Source organism: Flavobacterium cheonhonense, from assembly GCF_035671315.1.
GTDB classification, from domain to species: Bacteria; Bacteroidota; Bacteroidia; order Flavobacteriales; family Flavobacteriaceae; genus Flavobacterium; species Flavobacterium cheonhonense.
Window position 1 is genome coordinate 471,688 of sequence record NZ_JAXAVY010000001.1, and the last position, 16,340, is coordinate 488,027.

General features: G+C 40.7%; 17 protein-coding genes. 16 read left to right on the forward strand and 1 reads right to left on the reverse strand.

The annotated features are described in order from the left end of the window. Window positions 1–73 precede the first annotated feature (73 nt). From SK086_RS02010 to SK086_RS02075, 14 genes are all read left to right on the forward strand, one after another. Window positions 74–2,122 carry a TonB-dependent receptor plug domain-containing protein gene (locus SK086_RS02010; RefSeq protein ID WP_324689383.1) on the forward strand — a complete coding sequence of 683 codons (2,049 nt, stop codon included), beginning with the start codon at window positions 74–76 and terminating at the stop codon, window positions 2,120–2,122. Then, window positions 2,122–3,261, forward strand: a complete 1,140-nt coding sequence (locus SK086_RS02015; protein ID WP_324689384.1) for a lycopene cyclase family protein — start codon at window positions 2,122–2,124, stop codon at window positions 3,259–3,261. Before SK086_RS02010 ends, SK086_RS02015 begins: the two co-directional genes overlap by 1 nt. Before the next feature lie 257 nt (window positions 3,262–3,518). Further along, window positions 3,519–4,376 (forward strand): ATP phosphoribosyltransferase, encoded by an 858-nt coding sequence (gene hisG, locus SK086_RS02020; protein WP_324689385.1) that lies wholly within the window; start codon window positions 3,519–3,521, stop codon window positions 4,374–4,376. A gap of 12 nt (window positions 4,377–4,388) precedes the next feature. Then, complete coding sequence (gene hisD, locus SK086_RS02025) at window positions 4,389–5,687, forward strand: histidinol dehydrogenase (RefSeq protein WP_324689386.1); 1,299 nt, start codon at window positions 4,389–4,391, stop codon at window positions 5,685–5,687. Next, entirely contained in the window at window positions 5,671–6,684 is a 1,014-nt protein-coding gene (gene hisC / locus SK086_RS02030; protein WP_324689387.1) for a histidinol-phosphate transaminase, read from the forward strand. The genes hisD and hisC overlap by 17 nt, the downstream gene beginning before the upstream one ends. Next, window positions 6,681–7,772 (forward strand): bifunctional histidinol-phosphatase/imidazoleglycerol-phosphate dehydratase HisB, encoded by a 1,092-nt coding sequence (hisB, locus tag SK086_RS02035; RefSeq protein WP_324689388.1) that lies wholly within the window; start codon window positions 6,681–6,683, stop codon window positions 7,770–7,772. The genes hisC and hisB overlap by 4 nt, the downstream gene beginning before the upstream one ends. Continuing rightward, window positions 7,769–8,347: an imidazole glycerol phosphate synthase subunit HisH gene (gene hisH / locus SK086_RS02040; RefSeq protein ID WP_324689389.1), complete on the forward strand. Its 579-nt coding sequence runs from the start codon at window positions 7,769–7,771 to the stop codon at window positions 8,345–8,347. The genes hisB and hisH overlap by 4 nt, the downstream gene beginning before the upstream one ends. Next, window positions 8,344–9,057, forward strand: coding sequence for a 1-(5-phosphoribosyl)-5-[(5-phosphoribosylamino)methylideneamino]imidazole-4-carboxamide isomerase (gene hisA, locus SK086_RS02045; protein WP_324689390.1), 714 nt, complete (start codon window positions 8,344–8,346; stop codon window positions 9,055–9,057). The genes hisH and hisA overlap by 4 nt, the downstream gene beginning before the upstream one ends. After that, on the forward strand, window positions 9,051–9,803 hold the full coding sequence (gene hisF, locus SK086_RS02050) for an imidazole glycerol phosphate synthase subunit HisF (RefSeq protein ID WP_324689391.1): 753 nt from the start codon (window positions 9,051–9,053) through the stop codon (window positions 9,801–9,803). Before hisA ends, hisF begins: the two co-directional genes overlap by 7 nt. Further along, window positions 9,800–10,393, forward strand: coding sequence for a bifunctional phosphoribosyl-AMP cyclohydrolase/phosphoribosyl-ATP diphosphatase HisIE (gene hisIE, locus SK086_RS02055; RefSeq protein WP_324689392.1), 594 nt, complete (start codon window positions 9,800–9,802; stop codon window positions 10,391–10,393). Before hisF ends, hisIE begins: the two co-directional genes overlap by 4 nt. 129 nt (window positions 10,394–10,522) lie before the next feature. After that, the gene (locus SK086_RS02060; protein ID WP_290876270.1) at window positions 10,523–10,933 is read left to right on the forward strand and encodes a BrxA/BrxB family bacilliredoxin; all 411 of its coding nucleotides are present in this window, start codon (window positions 10,523–10,525) and stop codon (window positions 10,931–10,933) included. 230 nt (window positions 10,934–11,163) lie between these two features. Beyond that, the gene (gene trhO, locus SK086_RS02065; protein ID WP_324689393.1) at window positions 11,164–12,522 is read left to right on the forward strand and encodes an oxygen-dependent tRNA uridine(34) hydroxylase TrhO; all 1,359 of its coding nucleotides are present in this window, start codon (window positions 11,164–11,166) and stop codon (window positions 12,520–12,522) included. Further along, window positions 12,522–13,763, forward strand: a complete 1,242-nt coding sequence (locus SK086_RS02070) for a peptidase U32 family protein (RefSeq protein ID WP_324689394.1) — start codon at window positions 12,522–12,524, stop codon at window positions 13,761–13,763. Before trhO ends, SK086_RS02070 begins: the two co-directional genes overlap by 1 nt. After that, window positions 13,763–13,993: a ferredoxin gene (locus tag SK086_RS02075; protein ID WP_324689395.1), complete on the forward strand. Its 231-nt coding sequence runs from the start codon at window positions 13,763–13,765 to the stop codon at window positions 13,991–13,993. The genes SK086_RS02070 and SK086_RS02075 overlap by 1 nt, the downstream gene beginning before the upstream one ends. Window positions 13,994–14,022: 29 nt before the next feature. Here SK086_RS02075 and SK086_RS02080 read toward each other — a convergent pair whose 3' ends face one another. Beyond that, on the reverse strand, window positions 14,023–14,436 hold the full coding sequence (locus tag SK086_RS02080; protein ID WP_324689396.1) for a lipocalin-like domain-containing protein: 414 nt from the start codon (window positions 14,434–14,436) through the stop codon (window positions 14,023–14,025). Between the two features lie 183 nt (window positions 14,437–14,619). On the opposite strand from SK086_RS02080, the gene SK086_RS02085 reads away from it, so the two are divergent. Both SK086_RS02085 and SK086_RS02090 read left to right on the forward strand, forming a co-directional pair. Further along, window positions 14,620–15,870 (forward strand): PSP1 domain-containing protein, encoded by a 1,251-nt coding sequence (locus tag SK086_RS02085; protein WP_290877312.1) that lies wholly within the window; start codon window positions 14,620–14,622, stop codon window positions 15,868–15,870. Next, the gene (locus SK086_RS02090) at window positions 15,854–16,339 is read left to right on the forward strand and encodes a gliding motility lipoprotein GldH (RefSeq protein ID WP_324689397.1); all 486 of its coding nucleotides are present in this window, start codon (window positions 15,854–15,856) and stop codon (window positions 16,337–16,339) included. Before SK086_RS02085 ends, SK086_RS02090 begins: the two co-directional genes overlap by 17 nt. Window position 16,340: the final 1 nt, after the last annotated feature.

Below are 16,340 nucleotides of genomic sequence, written 5' to 3' on the forward strand. Positions count from 1 at the left end.
ACACAAAGAAAAGCATTTTATTTTTATGTGTCAAAAGATATTTTTAGTTTTGTCTAAATTTAAATTTTGCCAAATGAAAAAGCTGATGTTGGTTTATGTTTGTCTGAATTTCTCTGTTTTGCCTGCTCAAGTAAAAGACTCGATTCCGTCCGGAGGAAAATCAGAAGCATTGGAAGAAGTCGTAATCTCAGGGACTTTAAAACCGGTTTCGCGTATGGAAACTCCGGTTCCGGTAGAAATTTATACTACTGCATTCTTAAAGAAAAACCCAACCTCCAACGTATTTGAAGCTTTACAAAACGTGAATGGCGTTCGCCCGCAACTCAACTGCAACATTTGCAATACCGGCGACATTCACATCAACGGTTTGGAAGGTCCGTATACGATGGTAACCATTGACGGTATGCCCATTGTAAGTGCGCTAGCTACAGTTTACGGATTGTCGGGGATTCCGAATTCGTTGATCGACCGAATAGAAATTATCAAAGGTCCGGCTTCCAGTTTGTACGGTAGCGAAGCCGTGGGCGGATTAATCAACATCATCACCAAAAAAACCAAAAATGCGCCTCTGTTTACCGCGGATATCTTTTCGACTTCTTGGCTGGAAAACAATGTCGATTTGGGTTTCAAAACCAATATAGGTCAAACCGCCGAATCCTTAATCGGACTCAACTATTACAATTACAATAGCCCGATTGACAACAATGGTGATAATTTTACCGATGTTACCCTACAAGAAAGAGTTTCCGTATTCAACAAATGGAATTTCAACCGAAAAAGTGAAAAGGAGTTTACCCTGGCCGGCCGTTTTTTTTACGAAAACCGCTGGGGTGGCGAAATGCAATGGAATAAAAGCTATCGAGGAGGCAATGAAGTTTACGGCGAAACCATCTACACTACCCGATTCGAGTTCCTTGGCAAATACCAATTGCCTGTGAAAGAAAACATGTTTGTTTCATTTTCAGCTACGGCTCACGACCAGAATTCGGTGTACGGAACGACTTTGTATTTGGCCCAACAAAAAATTGGTTTCGGGCAATATACTTGGGATAAAAAACTCAAGATTCACAATTTACTGTTTGGTGCTGCCTTTCGCCATCAATTTTACAACGACAATACCTCCGCCACCATTAATGCGGATAAGTCAAATATTTACAGTGTTTTTCTGCAAGACGAAATTAAACTCGCGGAAAAACATCATTTATTGCTTGGTTCAAGATATGATTACAACAACAATCACGGCAGCATTTTTACACCACGCATCGCTTACAAATGGAATCCAACTCCAAATGATGTGTTCCGAATTAATGCCGGTACTGGCTTCCGAATTGTAAATCTTTTTACCGAAGAACACGCTGCGCTTACCGGTGCAAGAGAAGTAATTATCGCAGAAAATCTGGCGCCCGAGAAATCGTATAATGTCAATTTGAATTACCTCAAAAAAATCCGCTTCGAAGATGCTTCGTTCTTGGGCTTTGAATTGTCGACTTGGTATACTTATTTTACCAACCAAATTATCCCAGATTACGACACCAATCCAAACCAAATTATCTACAAAAATCTGAACGGTTATTCGGAGACAATTGGTATTAGTGGCAATATCGATTGGGTTTCTCCTTATGGCATCAAATCCATCATAGGTTTTACCGTCATGGATCCGAAAAACGTACAGAACGGCATCACATCCCGACCAATTTTAACCGAAAAATACAGCATCAACTGGACGATTTCTTACGATATTCCCAACTGGTATTTATCCATCGACTACACCGGAAGCCTTTACGGACCAATGCGCTTACCACTGTTAGGTCCGCTAGATCCAAGAGCCGAATATTCCCAACCTTGGAGTTTGCAAAACATCCAATTTACTTATAAAAAATTCCGTAATTTTGAGCTTTACGGCGGAATCAAAAACATTTTAAACTGGACACCCAACAAAGGAAATCCGTTTTTAATTGCCCGTGCAGAAGATCCTTTTGACCAAAATGTGACCTACGACACCAATGGAAACGTGATGGCTACACCGTCAAATCCTTATGCGCTGACTTTTGATCCCACGTATGTTTATGCACCCAATCAAGGAATTCGAGGGTTTCTCGGATTGCGATACACGCTATACTAATGAAACACTACCATTACATTTTTACCGGCGCCGGATTATCCGCACTAATGACCGTTTATGAAATGGTACTGTCGGGAAAGTTCAAGGACAAATCCATTTTATTAATCGATGAAGACACGAAAAAATCCAACGACCGCACTTGGTGTTTTTGGGACGACAAAGCATTGTTCAACGACTTAGCTTCCACCAAATGGCAAGCCGCTTGGTTCAAAAACGAATCGTTTGAAAGACGCCTAAATCTTCATCCTTACCAATACAAAATGGTGAACGGATTGGATTTTTACAAGCGTGTTTTCGACTTAATTTCCAAAGAAGAGAACATCACTTTCCTCAACCAAAAAGTGCTCGATTTTCAAGAATTAGGACACCATTGTGTGGTTAAAACCGAAAGTGAAAGTTTTACCTGCAACCAAATTTTTAATTCGATTTTTAATCCGAATCTAGTCGATAATCAATCGAAATACCCGTTTCTGCACCAACATTTCATCGGTTGGTTTATCAAAAGCAAAGAACCGGTTTTTACTGCCGATTGTGCTACCTTCATGGATTTTTCGGTGGAACAACGTGGCAATACGCGATTCATGTACGTGTTGCCAACCTCCGAAACCGAAGCCTTACTAGAATACACTTTATTTTCCAAAGACCTATTGCCAAAGGAAGAATACGAATCGGAAATTCAACTGTATATCGAAAAGTTAGGCATTACAGCCTACGAAATCGTTGAAAAAGAACAAGGCAACATTCCGATGACGTGTTATCCGTTTTGGAAAAACAATTCTAAAAACATCCTAAACATAGGGGCAGCCGGCGGTTGGACGAAAGCCAGCACGGGTTATACGTTTAAAAACACCGTCAAAAATTCGAAAGCCTTAACTGCCTTTTTGTTGAAAGAAAACGACTTAACAAAGTTTCACAAAATCGATAAGTTCTGGTTTTACGATTTACTGCTTTTGGATATTTTAGACCGAAAAAACCACTTGGGATCAACCATTTTCTCGGCCATGTTCCGAAAAGGAAATCCGGCGGTTATCTTTCAATTTTTGGACGAAGAAACTTCCTTTACCGAAGATTTACAAGTCATTTGGCGTTGCCCGAAAAGGCTCTTCATTAAAGCACTTATCGGCAGAATCTTCCGCTGATATCCATTCTGAACAAATGTTAAACTTTATAAAATAGCGTTTCGTTTCCAAAACTTCTCTTTAGTTTTGTGCCATCAAAATAAAAACATGAACACGATTATCGCACAATTACATCATCATCATTCTTGCAACCAGGCGAGTTAATGATGTATTGTAGCTAATCAAAAACATAATTCAAAACCCGTCTGAGTATATCAAGACGGGTTTTTTTATGGATACACTTCGCGATATACTCAGCTTTTATTCCCCATTTAAAAATGAGTACTTTAAAAATTGCGATTCAAAAAAGCGGTCGCTTGAGCGAAAAATCACTCCAACTCTTGGAAGAGTGCGGCATCAAAATTTCCAATGGCGAACGAAAACTCAAAGCCGTTGCCCAAAATTTTCCCGTTGAAATCCTATTCCTGCGCGACGACGATATTCCGCAATACGTGGAGCAAGGCGTAGCCGACATTGGTATCTTGGGCGAAAACGAAGTCTGGGAAAAAGGCAAAGCAGTTACGGTGATTCAGCCACTGGGTTTTGCAGGCTGTCGCATGTCATTGGCCATTCCGAAAGACGAAAGTTATACCGATTTAACGTATTTCGAAGGCAAGCGAATTGCCACCAGCTATCCCAAAATTCTCGTCGATTTTTTTAATCGAAACAACATCCAAGTCTTCATCGAAGAAATCAGCGGCAGCGTTGAAATTGCCACCAGTATTGGTTTAGCCGATGCGGTATTCGACATTGTCAGCACAGGAAGTACACTTTTAATGAACGGTTTAAAAGAAGTGGAAACCGTCGTAAAAAGCGAAGCCGTACTCATTGCTAATCCAAATTTAACCGAAGCAACCCAAGCCATCCTCAACAAATTATTGTTCCGAATCCAATCGGTGCGCGAAGGCAAACAAAACAAATACATCTTGCTCAATGCGCCTAATTCGGCCATCGAAAGCATTTGCGCTGTACTGCCCGGTATGAAATCGCCAACTGTTTTGCCCTTAGTGAACGAAGGCTGGAGCAGTTTGCATTCGGTAATCCAAGAAGATGATTATTGGAACCGCATCGAACAACTCAAAAACTTAGGTGCCGAAGGCATTTTAATCATTCCCATCGAAAAAATGATCCGTTAATTCCCTTAAAACATGAAAACATACCTCAACCCAAGTCAGGAACAATGGCCAACCTTGGCCCAACGCCAAACCGTTGCTTCGGCCGATTTAAATGAAACGGTAAAGTCGATCTTCTCCGACATCGAAAAAAACGGCAGTAAAGCGGTGAAAAAGTACACCCAATATTTCGATGGTGTGACTCTGGAAAACCTAAAAGTGACTACCGCTGAAATCGAAAAAGCCTTGACCAAAGTGCCGGCCGATTTAAAAAAAGCCATACAAACGGCCGCCGGAAACATCAAACGCTTTCACCAATCACAGCAAGAAATTGCGAAGAAAATCGAAACCACATCGGGTGTGTTTTGCTGGCGGGAAAGTAGAGCGATTAATTCGGTTGGAATTTACATTCCCGGCGGAACAGCACCGCTTTTTTCTACGGTTTTAATGTTGGCCATTCCGGCTCAAATTGCCGGTTGCAAAAACATCATCTTGTGTTCGCCACCCGATAAGAACGGCGAATTAAACCCGGCGATTTTATATGCGGCACAATTGACAGGCGTGACACAAATTTATAAAGTCGGCGGGATCCAAGCCATCGCTGCCATGACTTTAGGAACGGATGAAATTCCGAAAGCAGACAAACTTTTCGGCCCCGGAAATCAGTTTGTTACAGCAGCCAAACAATACGCCCAACAATTAGGTACTGCTATCGATTTGCCGGCCGGTCCGAGTGAGTTATTGGTGATTGCCGATGACAGTTGCGACCCTGATTTTGTAGCTTCCGATTTGCTTTCACAAGCGGAACACGGTGGTGACAGTCAAGTTATTTTAGTGACCAATTCAGAAACCATTGTCGCCAAAGTAACTTCCGCTATCGAACAACAAAAAGCCGTATTACCGCGACAATCCGTAGTCGAAAAAGCTTTGGAAAATAGTCGAGCATTGGTTTTTGAAACTATACAGAAAGGAATCGAGTTTAGCAACTTTTACGCTCCGGAACACTTAATCTTGGCTGTAGAAGATGCAGAAAACATGTTGCCTTTTATTGAAAATGCCGGCTCGGTTTTCTTGGGCAATTACAGTTGTGAAAGCGCCGGAGATTACGCCAGCGGCACCAATCACACCTTACCTACTAATGGTTTTGCCAAAAATTACAGCGGCGTTTCATTGGACAGTTTTGTCAAAAAAATTACTGTGCAAAAACTCACTTCAAAAGGCTTGCAAAACCTGGGACCAACCATAGAAATTATGGCAGAAGCCGAACAACTCACCGCGCACAGAAATGCTGTTTCTGTTCGTTTACAAAAATTACAAAATGGAGACTATAACTAATCTTATTCGGAAAAATATTCTTTCGTTGACGCCATATTCCAGTGCGAGAGATGAATATAAAAGCAATCAAGGCATTTTTTTAGACGCCAACGAAAATCCGTACGGTAATTTAAATCGCTATCCTGATCCGTACCAATGGCGCTTGAAGCAACTCCTGAGCAGTCAGCAAAAAGTCGGCATCCAAAACATCTTAATCGGCAATGGCAGCGACGAAATCATCGACTTGGTGCAACGCGTTTTTGGCGAACCCGGCCAAGATCAAATCATCATTTGTCCGCCAACCTATGGGATGTATGAAGTGTATGCGAATATCAATAATTTGGCTATCATTTCCATTCCGTTAACCGAAAATTTTCAGTTGAATACCGAAGCGATTTTAGCCCAAAACGCGAAAATCTTATACCTGTGTTCGCCCAACAATCCGACCGGAAATGCATTAGAAAATCTGGAATACATTATAGAAAATTTCAAAGGTATAGTGTTTCTGGATGAAGCATACATCGACTTCAGCGAACAACCTTCGTTGGTTTCCAAAATCCAACAGTATCCGAATTTGATTGTGTCGCAAACCTTTAGCAAGGCACGCGGATTGGCTGCGGCTCGTATCGGTATTGCTTATGCCAATGAAACGATTATTTCGGTGTTGCAAAAAGTAAAACCGCCTTACAACATCAGTCAGCTGAACCAAGAAGCCGCAGTGAAAGCTTTAGCCGATGAAACCCAATTCCAAAACACGGTCAAGGTTTTAAAATCGGAACGGGAAAAACTTAAAAACGCCTTGCAGCAACTGGATTTTGTAACGCGCGTTTATCCGTCGGATGCCAACTTTTTATTGGTCGACATGGAAAACGCTACGGCGATTTATGAGCAATTAATCGAACAACAAATCATTACGCGCAATCGCAGTTCGGTGGTGCCAAACACTATTCGAATTACCATCGGAACACCGCAAGAAAACCAACAATTACTTTACGCACTACAATTAGTTACTATATGAAAAAAGTATTATTTATAGATAGAGACGGGACCTTAATTGTGGAACCGCCGATTGATTTTCAAGTCGATTCTTTGGAGAAACTCGAGTTTTATCCGAAGGTATTTCAATGCTTATCGCGCATTGCTCAAGAACTCGAATACGAATTAGTCATGGTCACCAACCAAGACGGCATGGGAACGGATTCGTTTCCGGAAAACACCTTTTGGCCGGCGCACAACAAAATGCTCAAAGCTTTTGAAAACGAAGGCATCCGATTTACCGATGTGATAATCGACGTTTCGTTTCCCGAACAAAATTTGCCCACACGAAAACCGGGAACGGCTTTATTACAACAGTATGTGAAAGGCCGCTACGATTTGAAAAACTCCTTCGTCATAGGCGATCGAATTACTGATATTCAATTGGCACAAAACTTAGGTGCTCAAGCGATTTTTATTTCGGCGGAAACCAATGAACAAGCGGTTTTAACTACTACTTCTTGGGAAACCATTTACCGCTTTTTGAAAAGTCAGCCTCGAACCGCCAGCGTAAACCGAACAACCAAAGAAACCGAAATTTCCGTTGCCATCAATCTGGACAGCAATGGAAAAAGCAACATCAATACCGGTTTAGGCTTTTTTGACCACATGCTCGACCAAATTGCCAAACACGGAAATATCGATTTAAATATCCAAGTTAAAGGCGATTTGTATGTAGATGAACACCACACCATTGAAGACGTAGGCATCGCTTTGGGTACCGCATTTTCACAAGCTTTAGGCAACAAAAAAGGCATCAACCGTTACGGATTTCTATTGCCTATGGACGATTGTTTGGCGCAAGTGGCTTTGGATTTCGGCGGTCGCTCTTGGTTGGTTTGGGAGGCAAAATTCAACCGAGAAAAAATTGGAGAAATGCCTACCGAAATGTTCTCACACTTTTTTAAATCGTTCTGCGACGGTGCGCAGTGCAACCTAAATATCAAAGCCGAAGGCGACAACGAGCACCACAAAATCGAATCGATTTTCAAAGCCTTCGCCAAAGCCATAAAAATGGCCGTACAAAAAGACGGAACTAATACCATCCCAAGCACCAAAGGAATCTTATGATAGCCATAGTAAAATACAACGCTGGCAACATTACCTCAGTGCAAAATGCACTGGAAAGATTAGGTTATTCCAGTATAGTGACCGACGAACCTAAACTCATCCAACAAGCTGAAAAAGTCATTTTCCCGGGCGTTGGCGAAGCAAGTTCAGCCATGCAGTATCTTCGTGAAAATGGGTTAGACCAAGTCATCAAAAACCTCAAACAACCGGTTTTAGGTATTTGTCTCGGACAACAATTATTGTGTGCGTTTTCGGAAGAAGGCAACACAAAATGTTTGGGAATTTTTGAAACTACCGTTAAAAAATTTGAACCTAAATTAAAAGTACCACATATGGGTTGGAATACTATTTCGGCATTAAATTCTGTTTTGTTCGATGGAATTTCGAGTGAGGAAAATTTCTATTTCGTCCACAGTTATTATGCGGAAGTCTGCACTGACACTTCAGCCATTTGCGATTATATCCTTCCGTTCAGCGCTTCGATGCAAAAGGATAATTTTTATGCGACGCAATTTCATCCCGAAAAATCATCACTGGCAGGTGAACAATTATTACTAAACTTTCTACAATTATGAGAATCATTCCGGCCATAGACCTTATCAACGGCAAATGTGTCCGTTTGACCAAAGGCGATTACAATACGCAAAAAATTTACAACGAAAATCCGCTGGAAGCGGCTAAATACTTCGAAGACAACGGCCTACAATATTTGCATTTGGTGGATTTAGACGGTGCCAAATCCAATCAGATTGTCAACCATAAAATCTTGTATCAAATAGCCACCAAAACCAACTTAAAAATTGATTTCGGTGGTGGATTGAAATCGCGTAAAGATTTGGAAATCGCTTTTGAAAACGGCGCACGTCAAGTCACCGGCGGCAGCATAGCGGCTAAAAATCCAACTGAATTTTTAAGTTGGTTGGCCGAATTCGGCAGCGAAAAAATCATCTTAGGTGCCGATTGTATAAACCGAAAAATAGCCACGCACGGTTGGTTGGAAACCTCGAAATTGGACGTTGTCGACTACATAGCCAACTATGTTGCCAAAGGGATTTCGACTGTCATTTGCACCGACATCGCCAAAGACGGCATGTTGCAAGGAACATCCGATGAACTGTATAAAGATATTTTATCCCTAACGAACGTAAACCTGATTGCCAGTGGTGGCGTGACTACTTTGGCCGATTTAGCATTACTGAAAACGATTGGTTGCGAAGGCGCCATAGTTGGAAAAGCCTTGTACGAAGGCACTATACAAATCGAAAAATTACTCGAATTATGTTAAAGAAAAGAATCATCCCGTGTTTGGATATTAAAGATGGTCGCGTCGTGAAAGGTGTACAGTTTTTAGCTTTGAAAGATGCCGGAAATCCGGTGGCTTTGGCTTCATTTTACTCTAAAAACGGTGCGGACGAATTGGTGTTTTTAGACATCAGCGCAACATTGGAAGGCCGCAAAACTTTGGTTGATTTGGTAACGCGATTGTCCAAAGAAATCAACATTCCGTTTACCGTAGGCGGCGGGATTCAGTCAGTAGAAGATGCCCAATTGCTGTTGCAGTCGGGTGCGGATAAAGTCAGCCTCAATTCAGCTGCCGTGGCCCATCCGAAACTCATTACACAAATCGCCGAAGCTTTTGGGAGTCAAAGTGTAGTGGTCGCCATCGACATTAAAAAAGTCGAAAACGATTGGTATGTTTTTATCAAAGGCGGTACCGAATCGACCGGAATTTTAGCCATCGATTGGGCTCAAAAGGCTGAAGCACTCGGCGCCGGAGAACTTTTAATAACCTCTATGAACAACGATGGTGCTAAAGACGGTTTTGCTTTGGAAATTACAAACGCGATAAACCAAGCTGTTTCTATTCCGGTTATTGCTTCGGGTGGCGCAGGAAGTGCCAATGATTTTGTCGAGTTGTTTACCCAAACCGAAGTCAGTGCCGGACTGGCAGCCAGTATTTTTCACTTTAATGAAGTTGCTATACCCGATTTAAAAACCCTTTTAAAAACCCAAAACATTCCTATCAGATGATTTTAGATTTCTCCAAAAACAACGGATTGATACCAACGATTATTCAAGACTACCAAACCCAACAAGTGCTAATGCTCGGTTATATGAATGAAGAAGCACTCCAAAAAACCCTAAAAGAAAACATCGTAACCTTTTTCAGTCGCAGTAAAAACCGCTTGTGGACTAAAGGCGAAACTTCCGGAAATTATTTGAAAGTCGTTTCCATTAAAGAAGATTGCGACCAAGATACCTTGTTAATCAAAGTAATTCCAAGCGGACCAACGTGCCACAACGGAACGACTTCCTGTTTTGCAGACGAAACTCCACTGCCGTTTTTAAACCAATTGGAACAAGTAATTGAGGACAGAATCGCCAATCAAAATGCGAATTCTTACGTGGCTTCACTCCTTCAAAAAGGCATCAATAAGATAGCGCAGAAAGTAGGTGAAGAAGCAGTAGAATTAGTCATCGAAGCCAAAGACAACAACAAAGATTTGTTTCTGAAAGAAGCCGCCGATTTGCTGTTCCACTACCTGCTGCTACTCAAAGCCAAAGGTTTCGGATTGACCGATGTAGAAACCATTTTAAAAAGCCGAATGAAAAACGGATAAGTTGTTTTTCAGGTTATGCCCGAATAAGAAATCTTTATCATTTCTTTAAAACTTAGCTTTAGATTTCTGATTATCTTTGCAACTGATTTTATATCTCATATTTAATATCAAATATTTAAAATAAAAATTATGTATCCAGAAGAAATGGTATTACCGATGCGCGCTGAATTAACAGAAGCCGGTTTTCAAGAATTATATACAGCTGCCGATGTAAAAAATGCTATCAAAGCAGATGGAACAACCTTAGTTGTCATCAATTCGGTTTGCGGTTGTGCAGCAAGAAATGCACGTCCGGGTGCTAAAATGAGTTTAGACGGTGCTAAAAAACCGGAGCATTTAATCACCGTTTTTGCCGGCGTTGACAAAGAAGCGGTAGATGCAGCGAGAGAAGAAATGTTCCCGTTCCCGCCATCGTCTCCATGTATGGCTTTGTTCAAAAATGGCGAATTAGTACACATGTTAGAGCGTCACCACATTGAAGGTCGTCCGGCAGAAATGATAGCCGAAAACCTTAAAGATGCTTACGCAGAATTTTGCTAAAAAACACAAGCCTTTCTAAAAAAGAAAGGCTTTTTTATTTTTCAGACGCAACCTTTTCGGTTTCCTCGCGTCTCTTGGTTAGATGCTATGAAAAAAGGGAGAAATTGCTATGAAGAAAAGCCCAAACTATTGCAAAATGGTTTGGGTTTTTTTATTGGTGAAATTTACTAACTTTGCGCCGAATTCTTCCATTTAGAGTTCCTACATATTCTCCCTTAAACGTTTATAGCATGCAACTGTATAACACCTTAAGCGCAGAAGAAAGAGCCGAGCTGATTGACCAAGCCGGACAACAACGCCTTACGTTGTCTTTCTATACCTACGCTAAAATTGAAAATCCTAAAAAATTTAGAGACGAATTGTTTATTGCCTGGAATGCACTCGATGCTTTGGGTCGAATTTACGTAGCTCACGAAGGTATCAACGCCCAAATGAGTGTGCCGGCCGAAAACTTTGAAGCCTTTCGCAATACCTTAGAAGTGTATGATTTTATGCAAGGCATTCGTCTGAATGTAGCCGTAGAGCACGATGACCATTCGTTTTTGAAATTAACGATAAAAGTCCGCCACAAAATTGTAGCCGACGGTTTGAACGACGACACTTTTGACGTAACCAACAAAGGCGTGCACTTAGGCGCAGCCGAATTCAACCAAATTTTAGACGACCCGAATACCATTGTAGTCGATTTCAGAAACCACTACGAAAGCGAAGTCGGTCATTTTAAAAATGCCATCACACCCGATGTGGAAACCTTCCGCGAGAGTTTGCCAATCATCAACGAACAATTAAAAGATTTTAAAGAAGACAAAAATTTGGTCATGTATTGCACCGGAGGGATTCGCTGCGAAAAAGCTTCGGCCTATTTCAAACACCAAGGTTTTAAAAATGTGTTCCAATTGGAAGGCGGTATCATTAACTATGCGCGTCAAATTAAAGAGCAAAATCTGGAAAGTAAATTCATCGGGAAAAACTTTGTTTTCGATAATAGACTAGGTGAAAGAATCACCGACGATATTGTTTCCCAATGCCACCAATGCGGTAAACCGTGCGACAATCACACCAATTGCGCTAACGACGGTTGTCATTTGTTATTTATCCAATGTGACGATTGTAAAGCGTTGATGGAAAATTGTTGTTCTGCCGAATGTTTAGAAACCACTCACTTACCGCTAGCCGAACAAGTAAAATTGCGACGTGGCAAACAAGTGGGCAACAAAATCTTCCGCAAAGGTCGTTCGGAAAATTTACGTTTCAAACACTCCGGCGACTTACCAAACATTCCTTTGGCAAAAGCCCAAGAAACGAAAGACATTCGCCAAAAAATAAAAGTCAAAAAAGTGTTGGTCGCCAAAGCTGAACATTACTATACCAAAGCCGGTGTAGGTTTATTTTTGATGGAAAACCAAGAACTGAATCTTGGCGATACAATCCTAATTAGCGGTCCAACGACCGGAAATCAAGAATTGGTATTGGAAAAAATGATGGTCAACGGACAAGAAAAAACTACCGCGAAAGTAGGAGATAAAGTTACGTTCCAAGTGCCGTTCCGCATTCGTTTATCCGATAAATTATTTAAAATATTAAACTAATGACTACTTCAGGAAGAATTGAATTGATGGCTCCGGCCGGCAACTTCGAATCACTGCAAGCAGCTTTAGACAATGGTTGTGATTCGATTTATTTTGGTGTTGAACAATTGAATATGCGGGCGCGGGCTACGGTAAATTTCGTTTTAGACGATTTACCCGAAATTGCGCGTCGTTGCAACGAAAAAAACGTCAGAACATATCTGACTTTAAATACAATTATTTACGATCACGATTTATCCATCGTAAAAACCCTTTTGACTAAAGCCAAAGAAGCCGGCATTACAGCGGTAATCGCATCCGACCAAGCAGTTATCATGACCGCCAGAACGATGGGTATGGAAGTGCATATTTCCACTCAGCTTAATGTAACCAATATAGAAACGGTGAAGTTTTACGCCATGTTTGCTGATACTATCGTATTGTCGCGTGAGCTGAGTTTGCGTCAGGTGAAAAAAATTACCGAAGCCATCGAAAAAGAACAAATCAAAGGCCCAAACGGCAACTTAGTGGAAATAGAAATTTTTGGTCATGGTGCCTTGTGCATGGCGGTTTCGGGCAAATGTTATTTGAGTTTGCATTCTCATAATTCTTCCGCCAATCGCGGTGCTTGCAAGCAAAACTGTCGCAAAAAATACACGGTAATAGACCAAGAAAGTGGTTTCGAAATTGAAATCGACAACGAATACATGATGTCACCCAAAGATTTATGTACCATTGATTTCTTAGATCAAGTCATCGATTCGGGCATCAAAGTATTGAAAATTGAAGGTCGCGGTCGTGCCGCCGATTATGTCGCCACCGTCATCAAAACCTACCGCGAAGCAATCGATGCATACTACGAAGGTACTTTTACCAAAGAAAAAGTGTCCGTTTGGATGGAAGCGCTTGCCACCGTTTACAACCGCGGATTTTGGAGTGGTTATTATTTAGGTCAGAAATTAGGCGAATGGAGCGACAATCCGGGATCTAGTGCGACGCAGAAAAAAGTATACATTGGCAAAGGCATGCATTACTTCCCGAAATCGAATGTGGCCGAATTCAAAATTGAAGCCTACGATATCAAAAAAGGCGATAAAATTTTAATTACCGGACCAAGTACCGGTGCGCAAGAAATGATTGTAGATGATATGTTGGTCAACGATTCACCATTGGAAAAAGCTACCAAAGGAGACAGCTGTACTTTGAAAGTACCGTTTCGCATTCGTTTATCCGACAAAATGTACAAAATTGTAGAAAACTAATGGTCATAGTTACGTTACAAAGAGACAAATGCATCGGCTGCAATTACTGTGTAGAAATGGCGCCGGGACAATTTCAAATGTCGAAAAAAGATGGGAAATCAGTGTTGTTGAAATCGGTTAACGCCAAAGGATTTTACACTTTAAAATCGGCCGACCACACTATAGTTGAAAACTGTGAATTGGCACAAAAAGCCTGTCCGGTACACATCATCGCTGTAAAAACAACATAAAAAAACCGAGTTAAACTCGGTTTTTATTTTTAGTTTTTTGTTAGAACTGTTATAACTGTTTCATCGTCGCCGTCATCATCAAAATCAAAAATCGTTTTTATTTTTAAAGTTGTTGATGAAAGCTCCGCTATTGGAACAATATCAGTTACACCGTCAGAAGTGATGGTAAGATTATTACCTGATTTGGTGTAAGTAAAAGGCGCTACATCCAACTCACAATTCCAAACATCTACATTGGCTCCTGAACCATCTGCATTGAATTGAACATAATCTTTACCACATTCTTCATGGTCATCATAAGGAATAGTTTGCCCTTGAACTTTGTACTCTTTAAAATACCATTTGCCTAATATATCTCCGGAAGTAGTAGGACTGTCATCAGAAGAACAAGACATAGCAAAAGCCGACAAAATCGCCAAGGATAATACGCTTACTTTTTTCATTAAATTTTAGTTTTTATAGGTTAAAGAGCTAAAATAGAAAAATTATCTTATAAAAAAACAAAATCAAATATTAATTCGAAAGAATTTTAAAAACTTCAAAAAATACTATCTTTACACTTTTAACGTTTATGATTAGTAGTCTCGGTTTTTAAACGAGACCATCAACATACCTATATACAAATTATGGCTTGTACAAGTTGTTCAACATCTGATGGCGGTGCGCCTAAAGGATGCAAAAATAATGGGACTTGCGGCACCGATAGCTGCAACAAATTAACGGTTTTCGATTGGTTAGCAAACATGAGTTTGCCCAGTGGAGAAGCGCCTTTCGATTGTGTGGAAGTGAGATTTAAAAACGGTAGAAAAGAATTTTTCCGCAATACCGAAAAGCTTACTTTAAGCATAGGCGATATTGTAGCTACCGAAGCTTCGCCCGGACATGACGTGGGTATAGTGACTTTAACCGGGGAATTGGTTAAAATCCAAATGAAGAAAAAAGGCGTGAATCATACCAGCTCGGACATCCCGAAAGTGTACCGAAAAGCGTCTCAAAAAGATATCGATATTTGGAGTGATGCTCGGGACAAAGAAGAACCGATGAAAGTCAGAGCCCGCGAATTAGCAATTGCGCACAAACTAGAAATGAAAATTTCGGATATCGAATTCCAAGGCGATGGTTCTAAAGTAACCTTCTACTACACCGCTAACGACCGTGTAGATTTCAGAATGCTAATTAAAGATTACGCCCGTGAATTCAGCACCCGTATCGAAATGAAGCAAGTAGGTTTCCGTCAAGAAGCCTCTCGTTTGGGCGGTATTGGTTCTTGCGGAAGAGAATTGTGTTGTTCTACTTGGCTAACCGATTTCAGAAGTGTCAATACTTCTGCAGCGCGTTACCAACAACTGTCTTTAAATCCGCAAAAATTAGCCGGACAATGTGGTAAACTGAAATGCTGTTTGAACTACGAGTTAGACACCTACATGGATGCCTTAAAAGATTTTCCGGATTTTGAAACCAAACTCAAAACCGAAAAAGGCGATGCCGTTTGCCAAAAGCAAGATATTTTTAAAGGCCTGATGTGGTTTGCATACTACGATAACTTTGCCAACTGGCATGTGTTAAACATAGAGCAAGTCAAAGAAATTATTGCCCAAAACAAGCAAGGCAAAAAAGTGAGTTCTTTGGAAGATTTTGCGGTTGAAGTAATAGCCGAACCGGAAAAAGATTTCAATAACGCCATGGGGCAGGAAAGTTTAACCCGCTTTGACCAACCGAGAAAAAACAAAAACAAAAATAAAAACCGCAATCGAAACAAAGCCAAAACTTCTGATGTCGCCACCAATAATGCAACAAACGAAAGACCAAAACAAAAGCAAAGGCCGCAAGGAAAAAAACCAAATATAATTCAGAAAAAGAATGAAGATAAAAAGTAGCATTCTCTTTATTTTAATCTTTTTTTCGCTCATCTCTTGCGACAAAAAAAGGGTTTTCGACGAATACCAATCTGTGGGGAAATCATGGCATAAAGACAGTATTGTCGCTTTTGATTTGCCGCAATTGGATCCCAAAAAAACATACAATTTGTATGTAAATGTTAGGGACAATGATGATTATCCGTTCAACAATTTGTTTTTAATAGTGTCTTTGGAACAACCCAACAAGCAAATAAAAGTGGACACCTTGGAATACCAAATGACCAATCCGGATGGCACACTTCTTGGGGAAGGCTTTACCGACATCAAAGAAAACAAGTTGTTTTACAAAGACAAGGTAAGTTTTACCCAAAAAGGATTATACAAAGTACACATCAAACACGCGCTAAGACAAACCGGTAAAATTGAAGGTGTAACCTCCTTGAACGGCATTTCAGATGTTGGTTTCCGAATCGAATCTACAGACTAAA

Coding starts and splice junctions, on each gene's coding strand:
- SK086_RS02060 (WP_290876270.1), top strand. CDS start 10,523: ATGTATCCAGAAGAAATGGTATTACCGATGCGCGCTGAATTAACAGAA.
- SK086_RS02015 (WP_324689384.1), top strand. CDS start 2,122: ATGAAACACTACCATTACATTTTTACCGGCGCCGGATTATCCGCACTA.
- hisB (WP_324689388.1), top strand. CDS start 6,681: ATGAAAAAAGTATTATTTATAGATAGAGACGGGACCTTAATTGTGGAA.
- hisA (WP_324689390.1), top strand. CDS start 8,344: ATGAGAATCATTCCGGCCATAGACCTTATCAACGGCAAATGTGTCCGT.
- SK086_RS02080 (WP_324689396.1), bottom strand. CDS start 14,436: ATGAAAAAAGTAAGCGTATTATCCTTGGCGATTTTGTCGGCTTTTGCT.
- hisC (WP_324689387.1), top strand. CDS start 5,671: ATGGAGACTATAACTAATCTTATTCGGAAAAATATTCTTTCGTTGACG.
- hisH (WP_324689389.1), top strand. CDS start 7,769: ATGATAGCCATAGTAAAATACAACGCTGGCAACATTACCTCAGTGCAA.
- SK086_RS02075 (WP_324689395.1), top strand. CDS start 13,763: ATGGTCATAGTTACGTTACAAAGAGACAAATGCATCGGCTGCAATTAC.
- hisD (WP_324689386.1), top strand. CDS start 4,389: ATGAAAACATACCTCAACCCAAGTCAGGAACAATGGCCAACCTTGGCC.
- SK086_RS02010 (WP_324689383.1), top strand. CDS start 74: ATGAAAAAGCTGATGTTGGTTTATGTTTGTCTGAATTTCTCTGTTTTG.
- hisIE (WP_324689392.1), top strand. CDS start 9,800: ATGATTTTAGATTTCTCCAAAAACAACGGATTGATACCAACGATTATT.
- SK086_RS02085 (WP_290877312.1), top strand. CDS start 14,620: ATGGCTTGTACAAGTTGTTCAACATCTGATGGCGGTGCGCCTAAAGGA.
- SK086_RS02070 (WP_324689394.1), top strand. CDS start 12,522: ATGACTACTTCAGGAAGAATTGAATTGATGGCTCCGGCCGGCAACTTC.
- trhO (WP_324689393.1), top strand. CDS start 11,164: ATGCAACTGTATAACACCTTAAGCGCAGAAGAAAGAGCCGAGCTGATT.
- hisF (WP_324689391.1), top strand. CDS start 9,051: ATGTTAAAGAAAAGAATCATCCCGTGTTTGGATATTAAAGATGGTCGC.
- hisG (WP_324689385.1), top strand. CDS start 3,519: ATGAGTACTTTAAAAATTGCGATTCAAAAAAGCGGTCGCTTGAGCGAA.
- SK086_RS02090 (WP_324689397.1), top strand. CDS start 15,854: ATGAAGATAAAAAGTAGCATTCTCTTTATTTTAATCTTTTTTTCGCTC.